We start from the raw sequence: 15,764 nt of genomic DNA on the forward strand, positions 1-15,764 counted from the left end.
AACATGAGCCCATGAACGGAGAGGAAGCCGAAAAATGCGAGACACCCTAACTCATTGGCTGCAAAACGCCAAACTTCCAGCACACCCCCTGATTTTAGACAGCCTTCTTTTGGTAGGCTTGTTGTTGATGGCCTGGCTGGCGGACTGGATTACACGTCGTATCTTGTTAACCGCTGTACGCAAGATCATCAAACGCAGTCCTATGCAGTGGGATGACCTTCTGGTTGAGTATCGCGTTATGGAGAACCTCTCCCACCTGGTGCCTGCATTACTATTGTTCTCACTGATTCCTGTCGCCTATGCTGATAGCCCGACAGTAGAAAAGATCCTGTCGCTGGGTATCTCCCTCTACTTGGTTCTGGTTGTTAGCCGCTGCCTTATGGCATTTCTCAGTGCACTTGAGAAACTGGCTGGCAATCACGCTTCCAGCCACAAGCTGCCGTTACGTAGTATTGCCCAATTAGCCAAACTTTTTGTCATGCTGGTTGCGCTGATTTTGGCTGCGTCTATGCTGATCGACCGCTCCCCCCTTGTACTACTGAGTGGTTTAGGTGCATTTACCGCAGTACTGCTACTGGTGTTTAAAGACACTATTCTCGGTTTTGTCGCTGGCTTGCAGCTAGCTGCCAATGACATGGTACGTTGTGGTGACTGGATCGAAGTCGGTAACTATGGGGCAGACGGCACAGTACTCGACGTCGGATTAACCACTGTTAAGGTTCAGAACTGGGATAAGACCATTACCACGGTACCTACCTATGCGTTGTTTTCTGATGCATTTAAAAACTGGCGTGGTATGGAGGAATCGGACGGCAGGCGTATAAAACGCGCCATTCATCTGGATGTTAACTCGATTAAGTTCCTCGATAAGCCACTGATTGGCTCACTAAGAAAAGCCAAACTAATTGGCCCTTATCTGAACGGTAAGTTCCAGGAGATAGGCTACGAGGATAGTGAAGAACACCCCTGTAATCAGCGTAAACTGACAAACATAGGTACATTCCGCGCCTACCTTGAGCGCTACCTTCGACAACACCCTTTAGTAAGTCAGGACCTCACATTGCTGGTCAGGCAGCTGGCACCCTCTGCCGAGGGTTTACCTATTGAGATCTACCTCTTTAGCACGGAAAAGCGATGGGCAAACTATGAAGCGCTACAGGCCGATCTGTTTGACCACATCTATGCCATCCTACCTGCGTTTGAATTACGCGCCTTTCAGGCACCCTCTGGTAGCGATTTTCAGCGGCTGAGCAAATAAAAAAGGGAGCTTAATAAGCTCCCTTTTTTATGGCATTACGGATGACTAAACATACATTGGCTTCTTGTCATTCAAGTTAATCCAACCTCGTACAATCCGGTAAATAAACCACACAGCATTGGCGAGTAGCACAAGGATACCAATGTAGACGAAGGTCAGGATCACCCCCAGTACACCCCACAGGAATCCAAACCAGAAGGTGCGGATCTGCCAGCGAAAGTGGCTTGCCAACACCGAATCAGCAGCCACATCTCCACGCTTAACATGGGCAATAATGACACCAACCAAGCCCGTAATACCGATCAGAAAACTGGCTGCAAACAAGCCATAAACCACATGGCCAATGGTCAAGTCTTCTTGGTTTTGCTCAGGTGGTGTAATGACTTCACTCATAATGTCTCCCTAGGAACGCATGCAAAATTTTGGTAACGCGTCTTTTAATCGAAAACGGCTAACGACAAGGGCATTCTAATTGACTGATTTGCTAACAAAAGTATCGGAGATAAAAAGTGTGAATCGACGGGGTGAGTTGTCAAAAATCAATCAATTGTGGCGATGACCGGTATCGGCATGACTGTGATGGTGGTGAGAATGGCGTAACTCATTGGGAAACAACTCGGCAATAAACGCACGGGGGCCATTTCGCAATAAGGAAATGGCGTACAGCAAAACCAGAACAGTTAAAGCCAGCCACTGCCAGCCGCTATGGCCTTCGTGATGATGCCAATCCCCTTGGGTTAACCAGGACGATAACCACCAGCAGGTTGCCACAGATAACGAGAGCATGACGGTTAACATGCCAATAGCGATCTTCTTGCCATGGGATGCAACCAGGAACCGCACCAATGTAATGTTGACCATCGGGCCTAAAAGCAGGAACAGCAAACCAGCGGAGGGAGACATACCAACAGCAATCAGCACCGCAACTACAGGCGTTAACCCCGTTGCACAAAGGTGTAATGGCAAGGCTAAAATCATGACCACCAAAAATTGAGCCCAAAGGTGTTCGGTTAACACACTCCAACCTGGTGTCGGTGCCAGAGTCGCTGCAACCACCAAACCCGCAATAACCCACGGAGCGGTATGATCGATCAGGTGTGCATAACCATCAGTAAAGGCCCGAAACAGGCGCTGACCTCTTTGTTTCGTTGGCTTATCGCACAGTTCTCGACTTATGGTTTGCTCAGATTCGCTAATGAATCGTCCAATCAAGGCACCGATAACCAGGGCTAAGCCCAGAGCGGTAAACAAACGCGCCATGGCGAAATCTATGCCCAATAAGGGTATGGAGATGAGCAGTGCGTCAAACCCTAGCACAGGTGAAGCAACCAGAAATGCGAGAGCGAAACTTGGCGTCGCTCCCTGCTTCAACAGCATGGGATAGATGCGCGTTGCGTCAGGAACACACACAGGTAAAGGTAAGCCCATCAGTGCCCCTCTTATCGCCTCGGGCATCTTGCCCGGACGCGGGGATAGCCAGAAAGCTCGGGGAAACAGATAGTTAATAATGGCGGCAATGCCATACGCCAACAGCAACCAAGGCGCAATCGTCAATGCCAACTGTAAAAAGCGCCATTGTGCTTCTGGGGCAGCATCATCCAAGGCAGCGTGCAGCTCATGGTGATGATGGTGGTCATGTAAGTGGTGCTCGTGTAGATGAAAGCCAAGCCAGCCCGGCAACAGGATCAATAGCAAAGCGACAACACCCAGCAAACCACCAATACCTGTCATAGTTGGCGTCTCAGGCAGATCTTCTGAATGATATGGACGGTGAAACACGACATGAAGAATGGCACCGACAATAAACGCCTGGAACCAGGCAAACTGCTGCGTAGTCAGGGCGGTAACCATCTCTTCACCAGCAAAAAAGCCCGCCAGGGTGCCAGCTACCATCAACAAGATAACAGACCAGGCTAACCAAGGGCCATAATGAGGGCGCAGCAGCCACCAAACCGTCAAGCCAACCGGGATCCTGTGAAGCACCACGCTCACTGCCAGCATCAGCTGGGTTTCATGTTCGCCATGGTCTATCAGCGCCGCCCCATCACCAATAGCGTGGAGCGCCAATCCCAGAACACCAACCAGCAAGGTCGCGTTGTGCATTTGCAGCGCAGCGCGACGAAACAGGTTTTCAAGAATCGTAGGACCAAACAATCCGAGTGCAACAAGAAGTAGTACCATCCATCCACCGGCATGAATGACTTCCGGCAGTATGTGGAATAGCACCAAGCCACCCACGACAACAAATACAAAGCTATCAGTAAGCGCCAGCCAGCCATGATGGCGCTGGATCCAGCTATACAGTGGAGGACCCGCAAGCAAAGCCAAAAGACTAAGAATCAACATCATGCTGAGTATGTTTGCCTTTCAGGAAAGTGGGATCAGGCTTTTAGAGGAGCCTGATAAGGTAACTCAAGGGTAAACGCTGCGCCATGACCGGGACGAGACTCCAGGCTGAGCTTGCCACCCAACGGACCTGCGGCAAGGTTATAGCTGATACTCAAGCCTAACCCTGTGCCGCCAGATTCTCTCGCAGTGGTGAAGAACGGGTCAAATGCCTGAGCAACCACCACTTCACTCATGCCACGGCCATCATCCTGCACTTTCAAACGCGCACGTTGCCCATGATCATCAAAGCTCAGGCGGAGGCGTATCTCGCCCTCCTGACCGGCATCATAACCATGTTTTTGCGCATTGATCACCAAGTTGATAACGACCTGAGCCACGGCGCTTGGGTAACTATCAATCTCAACATCGCGCTCATAGTGAAACTGCAAAGAGACAGGTGAGTTACGGAAACGAGGTTGAATACTGTCCAGTACCTTCTGAATATACTCGGCAAGCAGGAAGCGACGACATTCACCCTGGGTTTGGTCTGCTGCCACTTGGCGGAAACTCTGCAATAGATGTATTGCCCGGTCGGTATTAAACTGGATCAGATCCAGCCCCTTCAACCCGTCCTTCAACGCGGTTTCCAGCTGCTCAGAAGAGAGCCGTTGATCCTGAAACTGATACTGTAAGCGCGTCATCTGCTCTTTCAGGTGAGACACGGCGGTGACCACAATACCCATAGGCGTATTTACCTCATGGGAAACCCCAGCCACCATGCTACCCAGCGCCGACATTTTTTCTGACTGCACCAACTCACTCTTGGCAAGCTCAAGGTCATCCAGTGCCCGAGCGAGCTCATCACGCTGAACGACCAGATCCATCTCTACCTGTTCCATCGGCCGTGTGAATTTGGCTCGAATAAAACGATCCGTCACCGCTCCAATCACAGCCACCAGCAGTACCACACTGATGTTTACGATCAGTTGCCAACGCAATTCCTGCAGCATCGCCACCGGAGAAGCTGTGTAAACAAAGTACCAAGGCGCATGGTCAAACTGTCGCAACATCACCAGTTCACCATCCAAACTCTCTAATTGCCGCGTTTGGGTTGCCGCCATTTCGTGTAATTGCAGGATCTGATTGTCATCGAATAGCGGGGCATTTGGATCCTCAGATAGCTGCCTGCCACTGGCCAGCAACTGAACAGGTGGCTGCAGGTTAATCACACTCAGATTCGACTCAGGGCCTTCGAGTGAGGACACAAAACGCTGCAAGAAATCCAACGTGACATCAGCTCCCACCATCGCTGGATAACGTCCGCCAGAGTTAACGGGTTGCAGGTAACTTACCCGCAGGTCCTGAGCCATCGCATCCATATAGGGGCGCGTCCAATAGGCTTCAGCGCCCTGCTGTAGCCAGACCTGTGGCGGTCTAAGCACGCTATTGATTAAACGGTAACGAACTTCACCATCCCGTGGGCCGGGCTGAAACTCATGCCACTCCAACGGAGGATAGATAAATGAAAAACCAGCATCAGGATTGTGATAGAAAGCCTGAACCGCCGCGGGTTCGACCAAGGGTGATGACACCAACAGGTCAGCAAGCTTGAGTGCCGCATTCACCTCACTGCGGTACTCGTCGTTGTCCTGCTGATACTGACCCGCACCAAAGAAGCTCCAAGGCCGGTTGTAGTATTCGTGCGTATCCAGTTGAAAGTGAGTGGCTGATTGCTGAAGGTGAGACTCCAGATCTTGCAGCGTGCCGGCCACTGGCGACTCTTTACCAAATTGATACTGTTGGCCAAGCGCCCGTACATAGTAGGTGGTGTTTTCCAGTCGATTGTTCAGAGCGAGAAAACGCTCTTGAAATGAAGACTCGACCGAATGTCGTAGGTCCTTGATATCATTCCTGAAGTCAAACCAGGAGATCGCGATCGTAATCAGCACCAACACGGTGAACCCGAGTCGGTATAACCTCAATTGACGACGACATAGGCGCGCTAACGGCGCCGGATCTTTAACCATAATCAGACCAAAATCACACTTCGGACAAGGAGTATACCCAAGTCAACGGCTGGCTCAACTTTTCCCTACAGCCTGTCTCAATGCACAGGTTAAAAGTCAATCCGGACAAGATATCAGGTGATGTTAATTTTTTGTTAACCAGATACTACGCAGATCCAATCGCTTTGGCGATAGGCATTCTGGTTTTGCTTCAATTTGGGCCATCCCCAATAAAGGCTTGCTAGATGATCCGTGAAAATTGACGCTGCCTCATCTGACGTTGCATATAGGCATCAAAACACATACAGATTGAACGTATTAACAGGCGACCTGCCGCGTGCACTTCAATCCGCTGCTCGGTCACGGTGACCAGACCATCTTCCATCAACCCTTGCAGGGCGTCGATGGCGTCCTCGAAGTAATCAGCAAACGAGATTTCCCAACGCGCTTCAACGTCAGTCAAATCAAGTTTCAGATTACAGATCAGCGACTTGATAACATCACGGCGGATTAAATCATCCCGATTCAGAGTGATCCCTTTGCAGAGCGCATCACCACGTTCATCCAGCTGCTGATAGTAGTGCTTTAACTCACGCTCATTCTGTAGATAACTGCTTCCAATCTGACTGATGGAAGACACGCCGACACCCAGCAGATCACAATCACCATGGGTGGTGTACCCCTGGAAGTTGCGATGCAATTCTCCAGCGCGCTGCAGCTTGGCCAACTCATCGTCTGGCTTGGCAAAATGGTCCATACCTATGTACTGGTAGCCGGCTTGCGTCAACGTTTCGATGGTTTGCCTGAACATCATCATCTTCTGGTCAGGAGATGGCATCTGCGCCTCATCAATTTTTCGCTGAGCGGCAAATCTATCCGGCAGGTGCGCGTAGTTAAACACTGACAGTCTATCCGGGTCCATCTTCAGTGTTTGCTTGAGTGTTTCAGCAAAAGATTCTGGGGTTTGAAAGGGTAAGCCGTAAATCAGATCCAGATTGACGGAGCTCATTCCGTGCTGACGGGCTTCCGCTACCAATTGATGAATAAACTCATTGTCCTGCTCGCGGTTGACCGCCTGCTGTACCTGCTGGTTAAAGTCCTGCACACCAATGCTGATGCGGTTGAAACCCAACTCCGCAAGGGTCGACATCATCGATAGCGGGATCTCTCGCGGATCAACCTCAATGCCCTGTTCAACATCATCTGCAAAAACAAAATGTTGTTTCAGCATTGAGACCAGCCTGTTCATCTGTGTTTCAGACAAAAAGGTGGGTGTCCCACCGCCAAGGTGCAATTGGTGAACCGTATAATCGGAAAATTGCTCGCCTCTGGTTGCCAACTCCCGCGCTAGAAAATCCAGGTAGATATCGGCTTTGTGGGGATGTCGGGTGATGACCTTGTTGCAACCACAGTAGTAACAAAGCTTGTGACAGAAAGGGATATGCACATAAAGCGACAACTTACGGGTCTGGCTGCTACTGATTGCATCGAGCAAATTCTGCTCGCTGAATCCAGATTGAAACTCCAACGCTGTTGGATAAGAGGTATAACGAGGCCCCGTCAAATTATACTTTTCGATCAGGCTTTGATCCCACACAGGGCCAACTGTAGTCACGGACAATCTCCAGAATTTTCTCAGGGGTATTATACAGGGCAGTGGGCTGTTGCCCAGCAGCCCGCTATCAACCTAAATGTCTCGACTTCAACCGCGGCTGAGGCAAAGCTCTTTGGTCAGACTCCGAATTGCCAGCAGCTCAGGTTGGATCCCCTCGGCAAATGATTCTTCATCTTTCATCCGTTGCAGATCCATTTTCATGATCTCATTTCGCTTGTACTTCTTGCGGGCATCATGCGTCGGCAGGTGTTTCACCTTGTCATAAAGGCCATGCAGATTAGGATAGCGCGCGGTGAAATCAATTGGCCCGACAGAAGGCTGAAGATGATCAAGCAACACACAGATCCGAATAGCGGCTTCAGATAACTCACATTGTCCCTGTTCTGCAGCCATGGATATGGTGTAGATACTTTCAAGTAAACGTGCGTTTTTCCGTTCAGCCACCAGGCGTTGCGCCTGCTGTTGCTGTTTTAACAGATATAACAATCGACCGGCATACACACTGAGGCCAACAATAATCAGGGCACCAACGGCAATGGCAGCCCACCACATTGACGTCATGAGGGGTCCTCATCCTTATATTCGTCAGACAAAGCATCTCCTTGGTTCAGGGTTTCCCAGAGCTCATCCTCCAGCTCTTCCTCTTCATCATCCAGACCCAGTGCTTCAGCCAATTTCTGATGCTGGCTGACAAAACGTTCAAACTCAGCCTCTGCTTCCGCTGAAAGCTGCTCACCTTTATCAACCATATCTAATAGGGTGTTAAAGCGACTGTCCTGCTCCAACGCTTCTAGCTCAGCCAACAAGGACTGCTCTGAAGGCGCGCCTTCAGGCTCTTTCGCCTCAACCTTTACCGGCTGCTTTGCAGTTTTGGGCGTCTCAGGCACGCGAGTTTCAACCGGCTCAGAGGGCACATTCAATGCTACCGGCTTCTTACTTCCTAACTGTTCAGCTATCTCTGGGGCTAATTTGCTGGAGACACCGGACTTTTCAGCCTTAGTCTTTGGCGATTCAGCGACTTGCTTGTGGCCCGGCTTTAATCCCTTGCGCTTTTTAACACGCTTTTGCTGCTTACTGCGCTCTTCCTGAACAATGGATTTGGGTTTAAACGAGGGAGCCAATGCACCTGGCTTTCTGGATTTGCGTTTGCGACTCATAGCGCTCTCAACAGTGGGAAACTCAATCTTTGCGGCACGTATTGTAACGCAACATCATCGCTGCGCGATAATTTGCTGGTTTTTCTCACATGACTACAGAATAGGAGGGAAAAGTGGTTTGCTAGAAAAAGAAAAAGGCGGGTCACCCGCCTTATCAATCAACCACGTCGTTGTGGTCAAATTTCTTGTCAGTAATCCTTACTGGGTTAACAACATCCCGGTTTGGTTATCCATTTTATTGTTGCCGGCTTCCGTGCATTGCTTCTTTTTTTTCTTCTTTACATGCTTCCTTTCACGCCTGAATAGCATGCAGTCTATTCAGTTCGTGTGGATCCCAAACAAGGACCCATTGCAGCGCTTCCCCGACTGCTGGCCATACACTCTTTGATGGTGTTTTGACCTAAATGTATCTTCAACAGGATCGTCCTGATCTGTTTGTTCCCTGAGTCGCGTTTTACTCTAGTGCAATTGAGTAATAACTCAAGAAATCTTCGCAACAAATTTATAACATAGCCGCTTTTTTGTTAGCCAGTGCACACTTTTTAATCAAAGTTGTCGCACCTGATTATTCTACTTTTGGTAGAGCAACCAGAAACTCCAGCGTTGATAAAAAGCTCTCACGTGTCAGGTGTTGGCCCGCATGCACCAGATAGCGTCCATTCACCAAGACTGCAGGCACACCGGGAACATTCACCGCTTCCAACAAATTTTTATCAGATACCAACTGCGCATTCATCCGGGAAGATAGGAACTGTTCCATCATCAGTTCGCTGTTCTCTCCCCTGGCCGCAAACCAAGCCACGACACTGGTTTGATCAGAAAGCGGCTCACCACCACTGGTCATCTCTTCGAACAGTTGCTGATGATAAGTAACGAACTTAGGGGACAACTTTGCCAGATAGTAAGCTTTGGCCTGGGGACGCCAGTCGCTTCTGACAACTGCCGGTATCCGCTGCCACTCCAACTCAGGGAATGAAAGCAGCAAGGTTTCGCTGACATCATTCAACATCGCCGAACCGGGAGCCCCATACCAAAAAAACTCAACGATTTCGGCGCTCGGCTTTTGACCATCTGCCAACGTTACCTCAGAGTAATCTTTACCCAGTTCAGGCACAGCCAAAGCCGCTGTTGCGAACAGCAGGATGAACACACCACACAATGTGCGCAAAAATACGGGCATAGATAACTCCTCCAGATACAAAAAAGGCGACCTTACAGTCGCCTTCCATAATTAACCTAATTTAGATTAGTGTAAACCAGCCAGGTACTTAGCCAGGATTTCAATCTCTTCATCGGTTAACTTCATCGCGATATCACGCATCATGCCGTTCATATCATTGGCACGATCGCCAGACTTAAACTTGTCCAGTTGCGCCTTGGTATATTCCGGATGCTGGGCGGAAATTGCAGGGAACTTGGCAAGGCTTGAACCCACACCTCGTGGGCCATGGCACGCCAAGCAAGCAGGCAAACCACGCTCCGGATCACCACCGCGATAAAGCTGTTCGCCAACCTCAATAACGTCTTCTGGAGTCGCGCCCGGAGCCATTGTCTGGCTCGCATAGAATGCCGCCAGGTTTTCCATGGTGGTTTCATCCAAAGGCATCGCCATGCCCCCCATCACAGGGTCGTAACGTCCTTCCTTACCACCCGTCTGCATACCCAACTTAAACTCTTTGAGCTGCTTAAGGATATAACTGGCATGTTGGCCAGCAATCTTTGGATAGATAGTGACGGTCGCATTACCATCAGTACCATGACATGCGGCACAGGTTGCCGCCGCCGCTTTACCGGCTTCAACGTCGCCTTGAGCCATCACAGGAGTTGCAACAGCACTTACCAGAGCCGTAAACGCTATCAGGAATCTTTTCATTAATACCCCTAATCCATCTTTGTCGTCCGCCTAGGGAGCGGGACGTGGTACACTTTGCGTGCTTATTATCGTAATCGGGTCATTTTACACCAAATTCACAAAAAGTAACCCGTTGCCCGGAGGCCATTTGTGGAGCCCTTCAAGCTTAACTTTCGAAATGCCAAATTTATTACCAGTGCCGCTAAGATCAGTCAGTTAACTTCTGATGACGGTGCTGAAGTCGCCTTTGCCGGACGTTCAAACGCAGGCAAATCGAGCTCAATGAACGCACTTTGTGGTCAAACGAACCTGGCCCGTACCAGTAAAACCCCTGGTCGTACACAGTTGATAAACCTGTTTGATGTCGGCCATAACTGTCGTTTGGTCGACCTGCCCGGTTATGGCTTTGCCAAGGTACCGATCGAGATGAAGGAGAAGTGGCAGCGCTCACTGACCGAATACCTCGAAGAGCGCCAAAGCCTGTGTGCCGTGGTGATCCTGATGGACGTGCGTCACCCTCTAAAAGAAGTGGATCAGATGCTGCTGGAGTGGGCTGTTGCCAGCAACCTGCCCGTGCTCGCACTCCTAACCAAGTGCGACAAACTCAAGTCCGGTGCCCGTAAGGCTCAGATGCTAAAAGTCCGTGAGGCTGTAATGGTGTTTGGCGGCGATATTCGTGTCGAACTGTTCAGCTCTTTGAAAAAGCTGGGGATTGAACACCTGTCAGGCTTTATCGAGCAGCAATGCTACGCCCACCTGAATGATGACGCAGAAGTCAGTGAAGAAAGCGAGTTGGCTGACGAATAGTACCGGCCAGCAAACCTTATGTAGAAACAGAAGCCAAGGATGGCGGAAATGTTGAAAATGCAGGGAGCAATTTTTGACCGTACTTCCTGTACACAGCGTGCCCCACGAAGTGTTTTGGGTACCATGTATCCGCGACATACCGTGCTTCCTGTACATAAAAAAAGCCCATCCGGGAGGATGGGCAGCTAAATAAAGCTAGGGAGTCTTGAAAGGAAGCACTTTCCAATGCACTTATTGAGACTCGCCCCCTCCGAGAAAGTTCTGCGCTAAACAAAAAAAGTTGATCTTTTTTTAGCCAACCTTCGCAGCCAATGACCAATCTTTTGTTTTTCAAACAGATAGTTTTAATTCGTCAACAAAGCGATGTGTTAGCGTCACAAAACCGTAATTAAATTACGTTAAGGAAATAAACCGACTTTCTGGAGGGCAAAAAAAAGCCGGTGGCACTGTGTGCAACCGGCAAATAAAAGCTTTGGGGAGAAGCTAATGTTCCCAGACCCCTGCGGGTCAAAGCCAACAACAAGGTTATTAGCTTGGAAAGCACTATATTACTGGCCTCGACGAAGTTAAAGTGAAAACTCTAACTCTTCAACGCTTGTTTGATTTAGCGCAATTTCTACACTAAATCGGACCATTACCCGAATTCAGGCATAAAAAAAGCCCCGACACTAACGTGTCGGGGCGAGAATTCAGTAGTTTCAACAGTCTGAAACTAAAAAAGGTCTGAAAGATAGAACATCTTACCTCTGTACCCTACACCTGCTAATGTACCAAAGGGTCAGATAAGATGAAAGGAATTTCTGTAATTTTATTTCCTTTAATGGTGAATTACTGCACAACCTGACTAGTGCGCCTGTTCCCAATTTTCACCCTGGCCCGCTTCAACCAACAAGGGTACATCCAGATCGGCGGCACTACTCATCAATTCACAAACCTTCGCCGAAAGAGCTTCCGCCTGGTTCTGGTCCACTTCAAACACCAGTTCATCGTGTACCTGCATCACCATGCTGATCTGACCCTTTCCTTCAGTTTGGATCCAGTCATCGACTTTAAGCATCGCCAGCTTGATGATATCTGCGGCCGTACCCTGCATAGGCGCATTGATCGCCGCTCGTTCGGCAGCTTTTTTACGCGCCATATTGCGAGCTTTGATATCAGGCAGATGCAAACGGCGGCCAAACAGAGTTTCCACATAACCTTTCTCTTCCGCCTCTTTACGGGTTCGCTCCATATACTCAAGTACGCCCGGATAGCGTTCGAAGTAGGTATCCATATAGCTTTGCGCTTCGTGTCTTGGAATACCCAACTGACGACTGAGGCCAAATGCAGACATGCCATAGATCAGACCAAAGTTGATCGCCTTGGCGCGACGACGTTGCTCACTGCTTACCTCATCAACAGCCACCCCAAAAACTTCCGCTGCAGTCGCCTTGTGGACGTCGATTCCTTGCTGGAAAGCTCTAAGCAGGCCGTCATCTTTCGACAAATGCGCCATGAGCCTCAATTCAATCTGCGAATAGTCAGCCGCCACCACGACTTTACCTTCAGGCGCAATAAACGCCTGGCGCACACGGCGCCCTTCTTCGGTACGGATCGGAATATTCTGTAAATTAGGGTCTGAAGATGACAGTCGACCCGTTGCCGTTACCGCTTGATGGTAAGAGGTGTGCACACGACCCGTTCCAGCATTCACCATACGTGGCAGCTTATCGGTATAGGTCGACTTCAACTTAGCTAAACCACGATGTTCCAGAATCAGTTTGGGCAGTGGGTAATCCAAAGCCAGCTCCTGCAGCGTCTCCTCAGCTGTTGACGGCGCACCTTTGGGCGTTTTCTTCAAAACAGGCAGCCCAAGCTTCTCAAATAGGATCGCTTGAAGTTGCTTTGGTGATGCCAGATTAAACTCTTCACCAGCGATCTCGTATGCTTCCTGCTCCAGCTCTGCTAAACGTGTTGCCAGCTCATCACTTTGCGTTGCCAGCATGGCGCTATCGATCAATACACCGTGACGCTCTATGCGCGAAAGCACCGGCACCAATGGCAACTCAATATCCTTGAACACTTTTAGCAGTGAAGATTCAGCTTCCACCTTTGGCCACAATGCCTGATGTAAACGCAAGGTGATATCGGCATCTTCTGCGGCATAGGGAGATGCTGTATCTAACTCAATCTGGTTGAACGTCAGCTGTTTTGCACCTTTACCCGCCACTTCCTCAAAACTGATCGCTTTATGGCTGAGGTACTTAAGCGCCAGCGAATCCATATCATGGCGTCCACCCACACTGTTGAATACATAGGATTCAAGCATGGTATCGAACGCTACGCCGGCGAGTTGAATATCGTGACGGGCCAGCACAGAAAGGTCGTATTTGAGGTTTTGACCGACTTTCTTAATCGATGGATCTTCGAAAATAGGCTTCAGCAGTGGCTTAACCTGTTCCAGGGTCAACTGAACGGGTGCACCCAGATAATCATGGCCCAATGGCAAATAGGCCGCTTCACCCGGGGCTACCGCGAATGAGATCCCCACCAGCTTTGCTTCCTGCACATCTAAACTGGTGGTTTCTGTATCAACCGCGAATAGCTCTGCAGATTTTAGCTTTTCCAGCCAGGGCGCAAGATCCGCTTCCGTCAACAGCGTTTGATAACCACTACGATCAACGGCGGGTGCAGATGGCTCTGCTGCAGGGCTGTCTACTGAAGTTGGACTGGCGTCGCCATCGAGCAACTCAGCCAACCAACGACGAAACTCCATCTTGCCAAACAACTGTACTAGCGCATCGTTATTAGGTGTGGCCCGCAGCAACTGCTCTGGGGCTTCGTCCAGCGCAACATCAAGTTTTATCGTTGCCAGTTTGTAAGAGATATCGGCCGCATCACGATTATCACGCAGCTTTTGTGGCATCCCTTTGGCGCCACGGAAGCCCAATGTCGCCACTGCATCTGGGTCGGCATACAAGGCATCCAAACCACCAATCCCCTGCAACATCGCCAATGCCGTTTTCTCACCCACACCGGGTAGTCCAGGGATGTTATCTACCTTGTCGCCCATCAGCGCCAGGTAGTCGATGATCAGTGAAGGTGGAATACCAAACTTCTCTACAACTTCCTCAGGACCAAGGATGGTATCGGTCATAGTATTGATAAGCGTGACATGCTCATCGACCAACTGCGCCATATCCTTGTCACCAGTACTGATCAGTGTATGACGTCCTTCTGCGGCTGCTTGCCTTGCCAACGTACCAATCACGTCGTCCGCTTCTACACCTTCAATGGCAAGCAGAGGTAACCCCATAGCACGAATAATGTCATGCAGAGGCGCGATCTGACTGCGCAGATCATCCGGCATCGGTGGACGCTGCGCTTTATATTCCGGAAACATGTCATCACGGAAGGTCTTGCCTTTGGCATCAAACACCACCGCGATATGCGATGGCTCATATTGCTTGAGCAGGCTACGAAGCATGTTGACCACACCGTATACCGCGCCTGTTGGCTCACCCGCTGAATTAGTTAAATGCGGTGGCGCATGATAAGCGCGATAAAGGTAGGAAGAGCCATCGACTAGTACAAAAGGATTGGCCGGGATCGTGGTCATGAGTTACTCGAATATTTCTTATTAATGCGGCAAGAATGCCACAGCCACAGCGGTGATTGTAGCCTTGACATCAGGCATCTGGATTTAGGGAGAAAAACAGCGATGAAAAGATGAACAAATCGCATTCAAGCTGTGGATAACTTTGTGGAGGAACGAGTCAGCCCTCCATCAGGAGAACCCGATAGAGTCAGAGAAATTTAAAATAAAACACATACAAAACAGCAGCTTGAGGATGGGTATCGAGCAAATCCTGGCTCTCGATGTAATTCCGTTTTAGCTGTGAATATTATTTTTCTACGATGCTTCAGAAGGTGGTCAAAAAACGACCTGTATCGCAGTAGCAGGAAAGACTACCACATCGATTTTTCATTGCCAGATCCTAATCAAGACTTTTTAATAGAAATTTGAGACGTGTCATACCAAAAAGTTACATACTAAATGTGGAGGCCCCACATTGAACAAGGATTAAGCAATGAAAAAAGTGGCAGTGATACTCAGCGGATGCGGCGTATTTGACGGTGCAGAAATTCACGAGTCGGTGATCAGTTTGCTGGCCCTTAGTCGCGCTGGCGCCAGTTACCAATGTTTCGCTCCTGATATCCCACAAATTCACGTGGTAAATCACCTGACTGGAGAGGTTGAGGAAGGCGAGTCACGCAACGTATTAGTTGAAGCAGCCCGTATCGCCCGTGGCGATATCAAACCTATCAGCGAACTTGATGTCGGCGAATTCGACGCGCTATTGCTCCCTGGCGGATTTGGTGCCGCTAAAAATTTATGTGACTTCGCCCTGAAAGGCACCGACTGTCAGATCGAGCCTTCTGTGCTTTCGGCATGCCAGGCATTTGCCAAAGCTGGCAAAGCAGCGGGTTACATGTGTATCGCCCCTATGATGCTGCCGCAGATTTATGGTGAAGGGGTATTGGGAACCATTGGCACTGATACCGACACAGCAGCCGCCTTTGATCAGCTTGGCGGTTCACACCAGGCCTGCCCGGTGGATGAGATCGTTGTCGATGAAGCCAACAAGCTGGTTTCGACCCCCGCTTACATGCTGGCAGGCAGTATTACAGAAGCTGCTGACGGTATTGAAAAAGCCGTCAGTAAACTGTTGGCCATGGCTTAACACCCTCAATAAATCTG

Annotated in this window: 12 protein-coding genes; 3 read left to right on the forward strand and 9 right to left on the reverse strand. The window is 49.7% G+C overall.

The features are described from left to right. Positions 1–34 precede the first annotated feature (34 nt). Positions 35–1,258, forward strand: a complete 1,224-nt coding sequence (locus tag ABEA14_RS14965) for a mechanosensitive ion channel family protein (RefSeq protein ID WP_345340913.1) — start codon at positions 35–37, stop codon at positions 1,256–1,258. 45 nt (positions 1,259–1,303) lie between these two features. On the opposite strand, the gene ABEA14_RS14970 is transcribed toward ABEA14_RS14965, so the two are convergent. The 8 genes from ABEA14_RS14970 to ABEA14_RS15005 form a co-directional block, all read right to left on the reverse strand. After that, entirely contained in the window at positions 1,304–1,651 is a 348-nt protein-coding gene (locus ABEA14_RS14970) for a DUF4870 family protein (RefSeq protein WP_345340916.1), read from the reverse strand. Between the two features lie 150 nt (positions 1,652–1,801). After that, entirely contained in the window at positions 1,802–3,607 is a 1,806-nt protein-coding gene (locus ABEA14_RS14975) for a permease (protein ID WP_345340918.1), read from the reverse strand. Between the two features lie 32 nt (positions 3,608–3,639). After that, positions 3,640–5,613 carry a sensor histidine kinase gene (locus tag ABEA14_RS14980; RefSeq protein ID WP_345340920.1) on the reverse strand — a complete coding sequence of 658 codons (1,974 nt, stop codon included), beginning with the start codon at positions 5,611–5,613 and terminating at the stop codon, positions 3,640–3,642. Between the two features lie 220 nt (positions 5,614–5,833). Further along, positions 5,834–7,174, reverse strand: a complete 1,341-nt coding sequence (hemN, locus tag ABEA14_RS14985; RefSeq protein WP_345341332.1) for an oxygen-independent coproporphyrinogen III oxidase — start codon at positions 7,172–7,174, stop codon at positions 5,834–5,836. A gap of 120 nt (positions 7,175–7,294) precedes the next feature. After that, entirely contained in the window at positions 7,295–7,768 is a 474-nt protein-coding gene (locus ABEA14_RS14990) for a DUF2489 domain-containing protein (RefSeq protein ID WP_345340922.1), read from the reverse strand. Beyond that, positions 7,765–8,364 (reverse strand): GTPase-activating protein, encoded by a 600-nt coding sequence (locus tag ABEA14_RS14995; RefSeq protein ID WP_345340924.1) that lies wholly within the window; start codon positions 8,362–8,364, stop codon positions 7,765–7,767. Before ABEA14_RS14995 ends, ABEA14_RS14990 begins: the two co-directional genes overlap by 4 nt. Before the next feature lie 565 nt (positions 8,365–8,929). Next, positions 8,930–9,544, reverse strand: a complete 615-nt coding sequence (locus ABEA14_RS15000; protein WP_345340926.1) for a DsbA family protein — start codon at positions 9,542–9,544, stop codon at positions 8,930–8,932. Positions 9,545–9,610: 66 nt separating this feature from the next. Continuing rightward, positions 9,611–10,180, reverse strand: coding sequence for a c-type cytochrome (locus tag ABEA14_RS15005; RefSeq protein WP_377776218.1), 570 nt, complete (start codon positions 10,178–10,180; stop codon positions 9,611–9,613). Between the two features lie 186 nt (positions 10,181–10,366). Between ABEA14_RS15005 and yihA the strand changes: the two genes are divergently transcribed. Then, positions 10,367–11,023 (forward strand): ribosome biogenesis GTP-binding protein YihA/YsxC, encoded by a 657-nt coding sequence (gene yihA / locus ABEA14_RS15010; protein ID WP_345340930.1) that lies wholly within the window; start codon positions 10,367–10,369, stop codon positions 11,021–11,023. Positions 11,024–11,867: 844 nt separating this feature from the next. On the opposite strand, the gene polA is transcribed toward yihA, so the two are convergent. Beyond that, on the reverse strand, positions 11,868–14,621 hold the full coding sequence (polA, locus tag ABEA14_RS15015; protein WP_345340932.1) for a DNA polymerase I: 2,754 nt from the start codon (positions 14,619–14,621) through the stop codon (positions 11,868–11,870). Positions 14,622–15,093: 472 nt separating this feature from the next. On the opposite strand from polA, the gene elbB reads away from it, so the two are divergent. Continuing rightward, entirely contained in the window at positions 15,094–15,747 is a 654-nt protein-coding gene (gene elbB / locus ABEA14_RS15020; RefSeq protein ID WP_345340934.1) for an isoprenoid biosynthesis glyoxalase ElbB, read from the forward strand. Positions 15,748–15,764 lie beyond the last annotated feature (17 nt).

It is taken from the genome of Corallincola platygyrae (assembly GCF_039544265.1).
GTDB classification, from domain to species: Bacteria; Pseudomonadota; Gammaproteobacteria; order Enterobacterales; family Neiellaceae; genus Corallincola; species Corallincola platygyrae.

Coding starts and splice junctions, on each gene's coding strand:
- ABEA14_RS14965 (WP_345340913.1), top strand. CDS start 35: ATGCGAGACACCCTAACTCATTGGCTGCAAAACGCCAAACTTCCAGCA.
- ABEA14_RS14970 (WP_345340916.1), bottom strand. CDS start 1,651: ATGAGTGAAGTCATTACACCACCTGAGCAAAACCAAGAAGACTTGACC.
- ABEA14_RS14975 (WP_345340918.1), bottom strand. CDS start 3,607: ATGATGTTGATTCTTAGTCTTTTGGCTTTGCTTGCGGGTCCTCCACTG.
- ABEA14_RS14980 (WP_345340920.1), bottom strand. CDS start 5,613: ATGGTTAAAGATCCGGCGCCGTTAGCGCGCCTATGTCGTCGTCAATTG.
- ABEA14_RS14990 (WP_345340922.1), bottom strand. CDS start 7,768: ATGACGTCAATGTGGTGGGCTGCCATTGCCGTTGGTGCCCTGATTATT.
- ABEA14_RS14995 (WP_345340924.1), bottom strand. CDS start 8,364: ATGAGTCGCAAACGCAAATCCAGAAAGCCAGGTGCATTGGCTCCCTCG.
- ABEA14_RS15000 (WP_345340926.1), bottom strand. CDS start 9,544: ATGCCCGTATTTTTGCGCACATTGTGTGGTGTGTTCATCCTGCTGTTC.
- ABEA14_RS15005 (WP_377776218.1), bottom strand. CDS start 10,180: ATGGCTCAAGGCGACGTTGAAGCCGGTAAAGCGGCGGCGGCAACCTGT.
- polA (WP_345340932.1), bottom strand. CDS start 14,621: ATGACCACGATCCCGGCCAATCCTTTTGTACTAGTCGATGGCTCTTCC.
- elbB (WP_345340934.1), top strand. CDS start 15,094: ATGAAAAAAGTGGCAGTGATACTCAGCGGATGCGGCGTATTTGACGGT.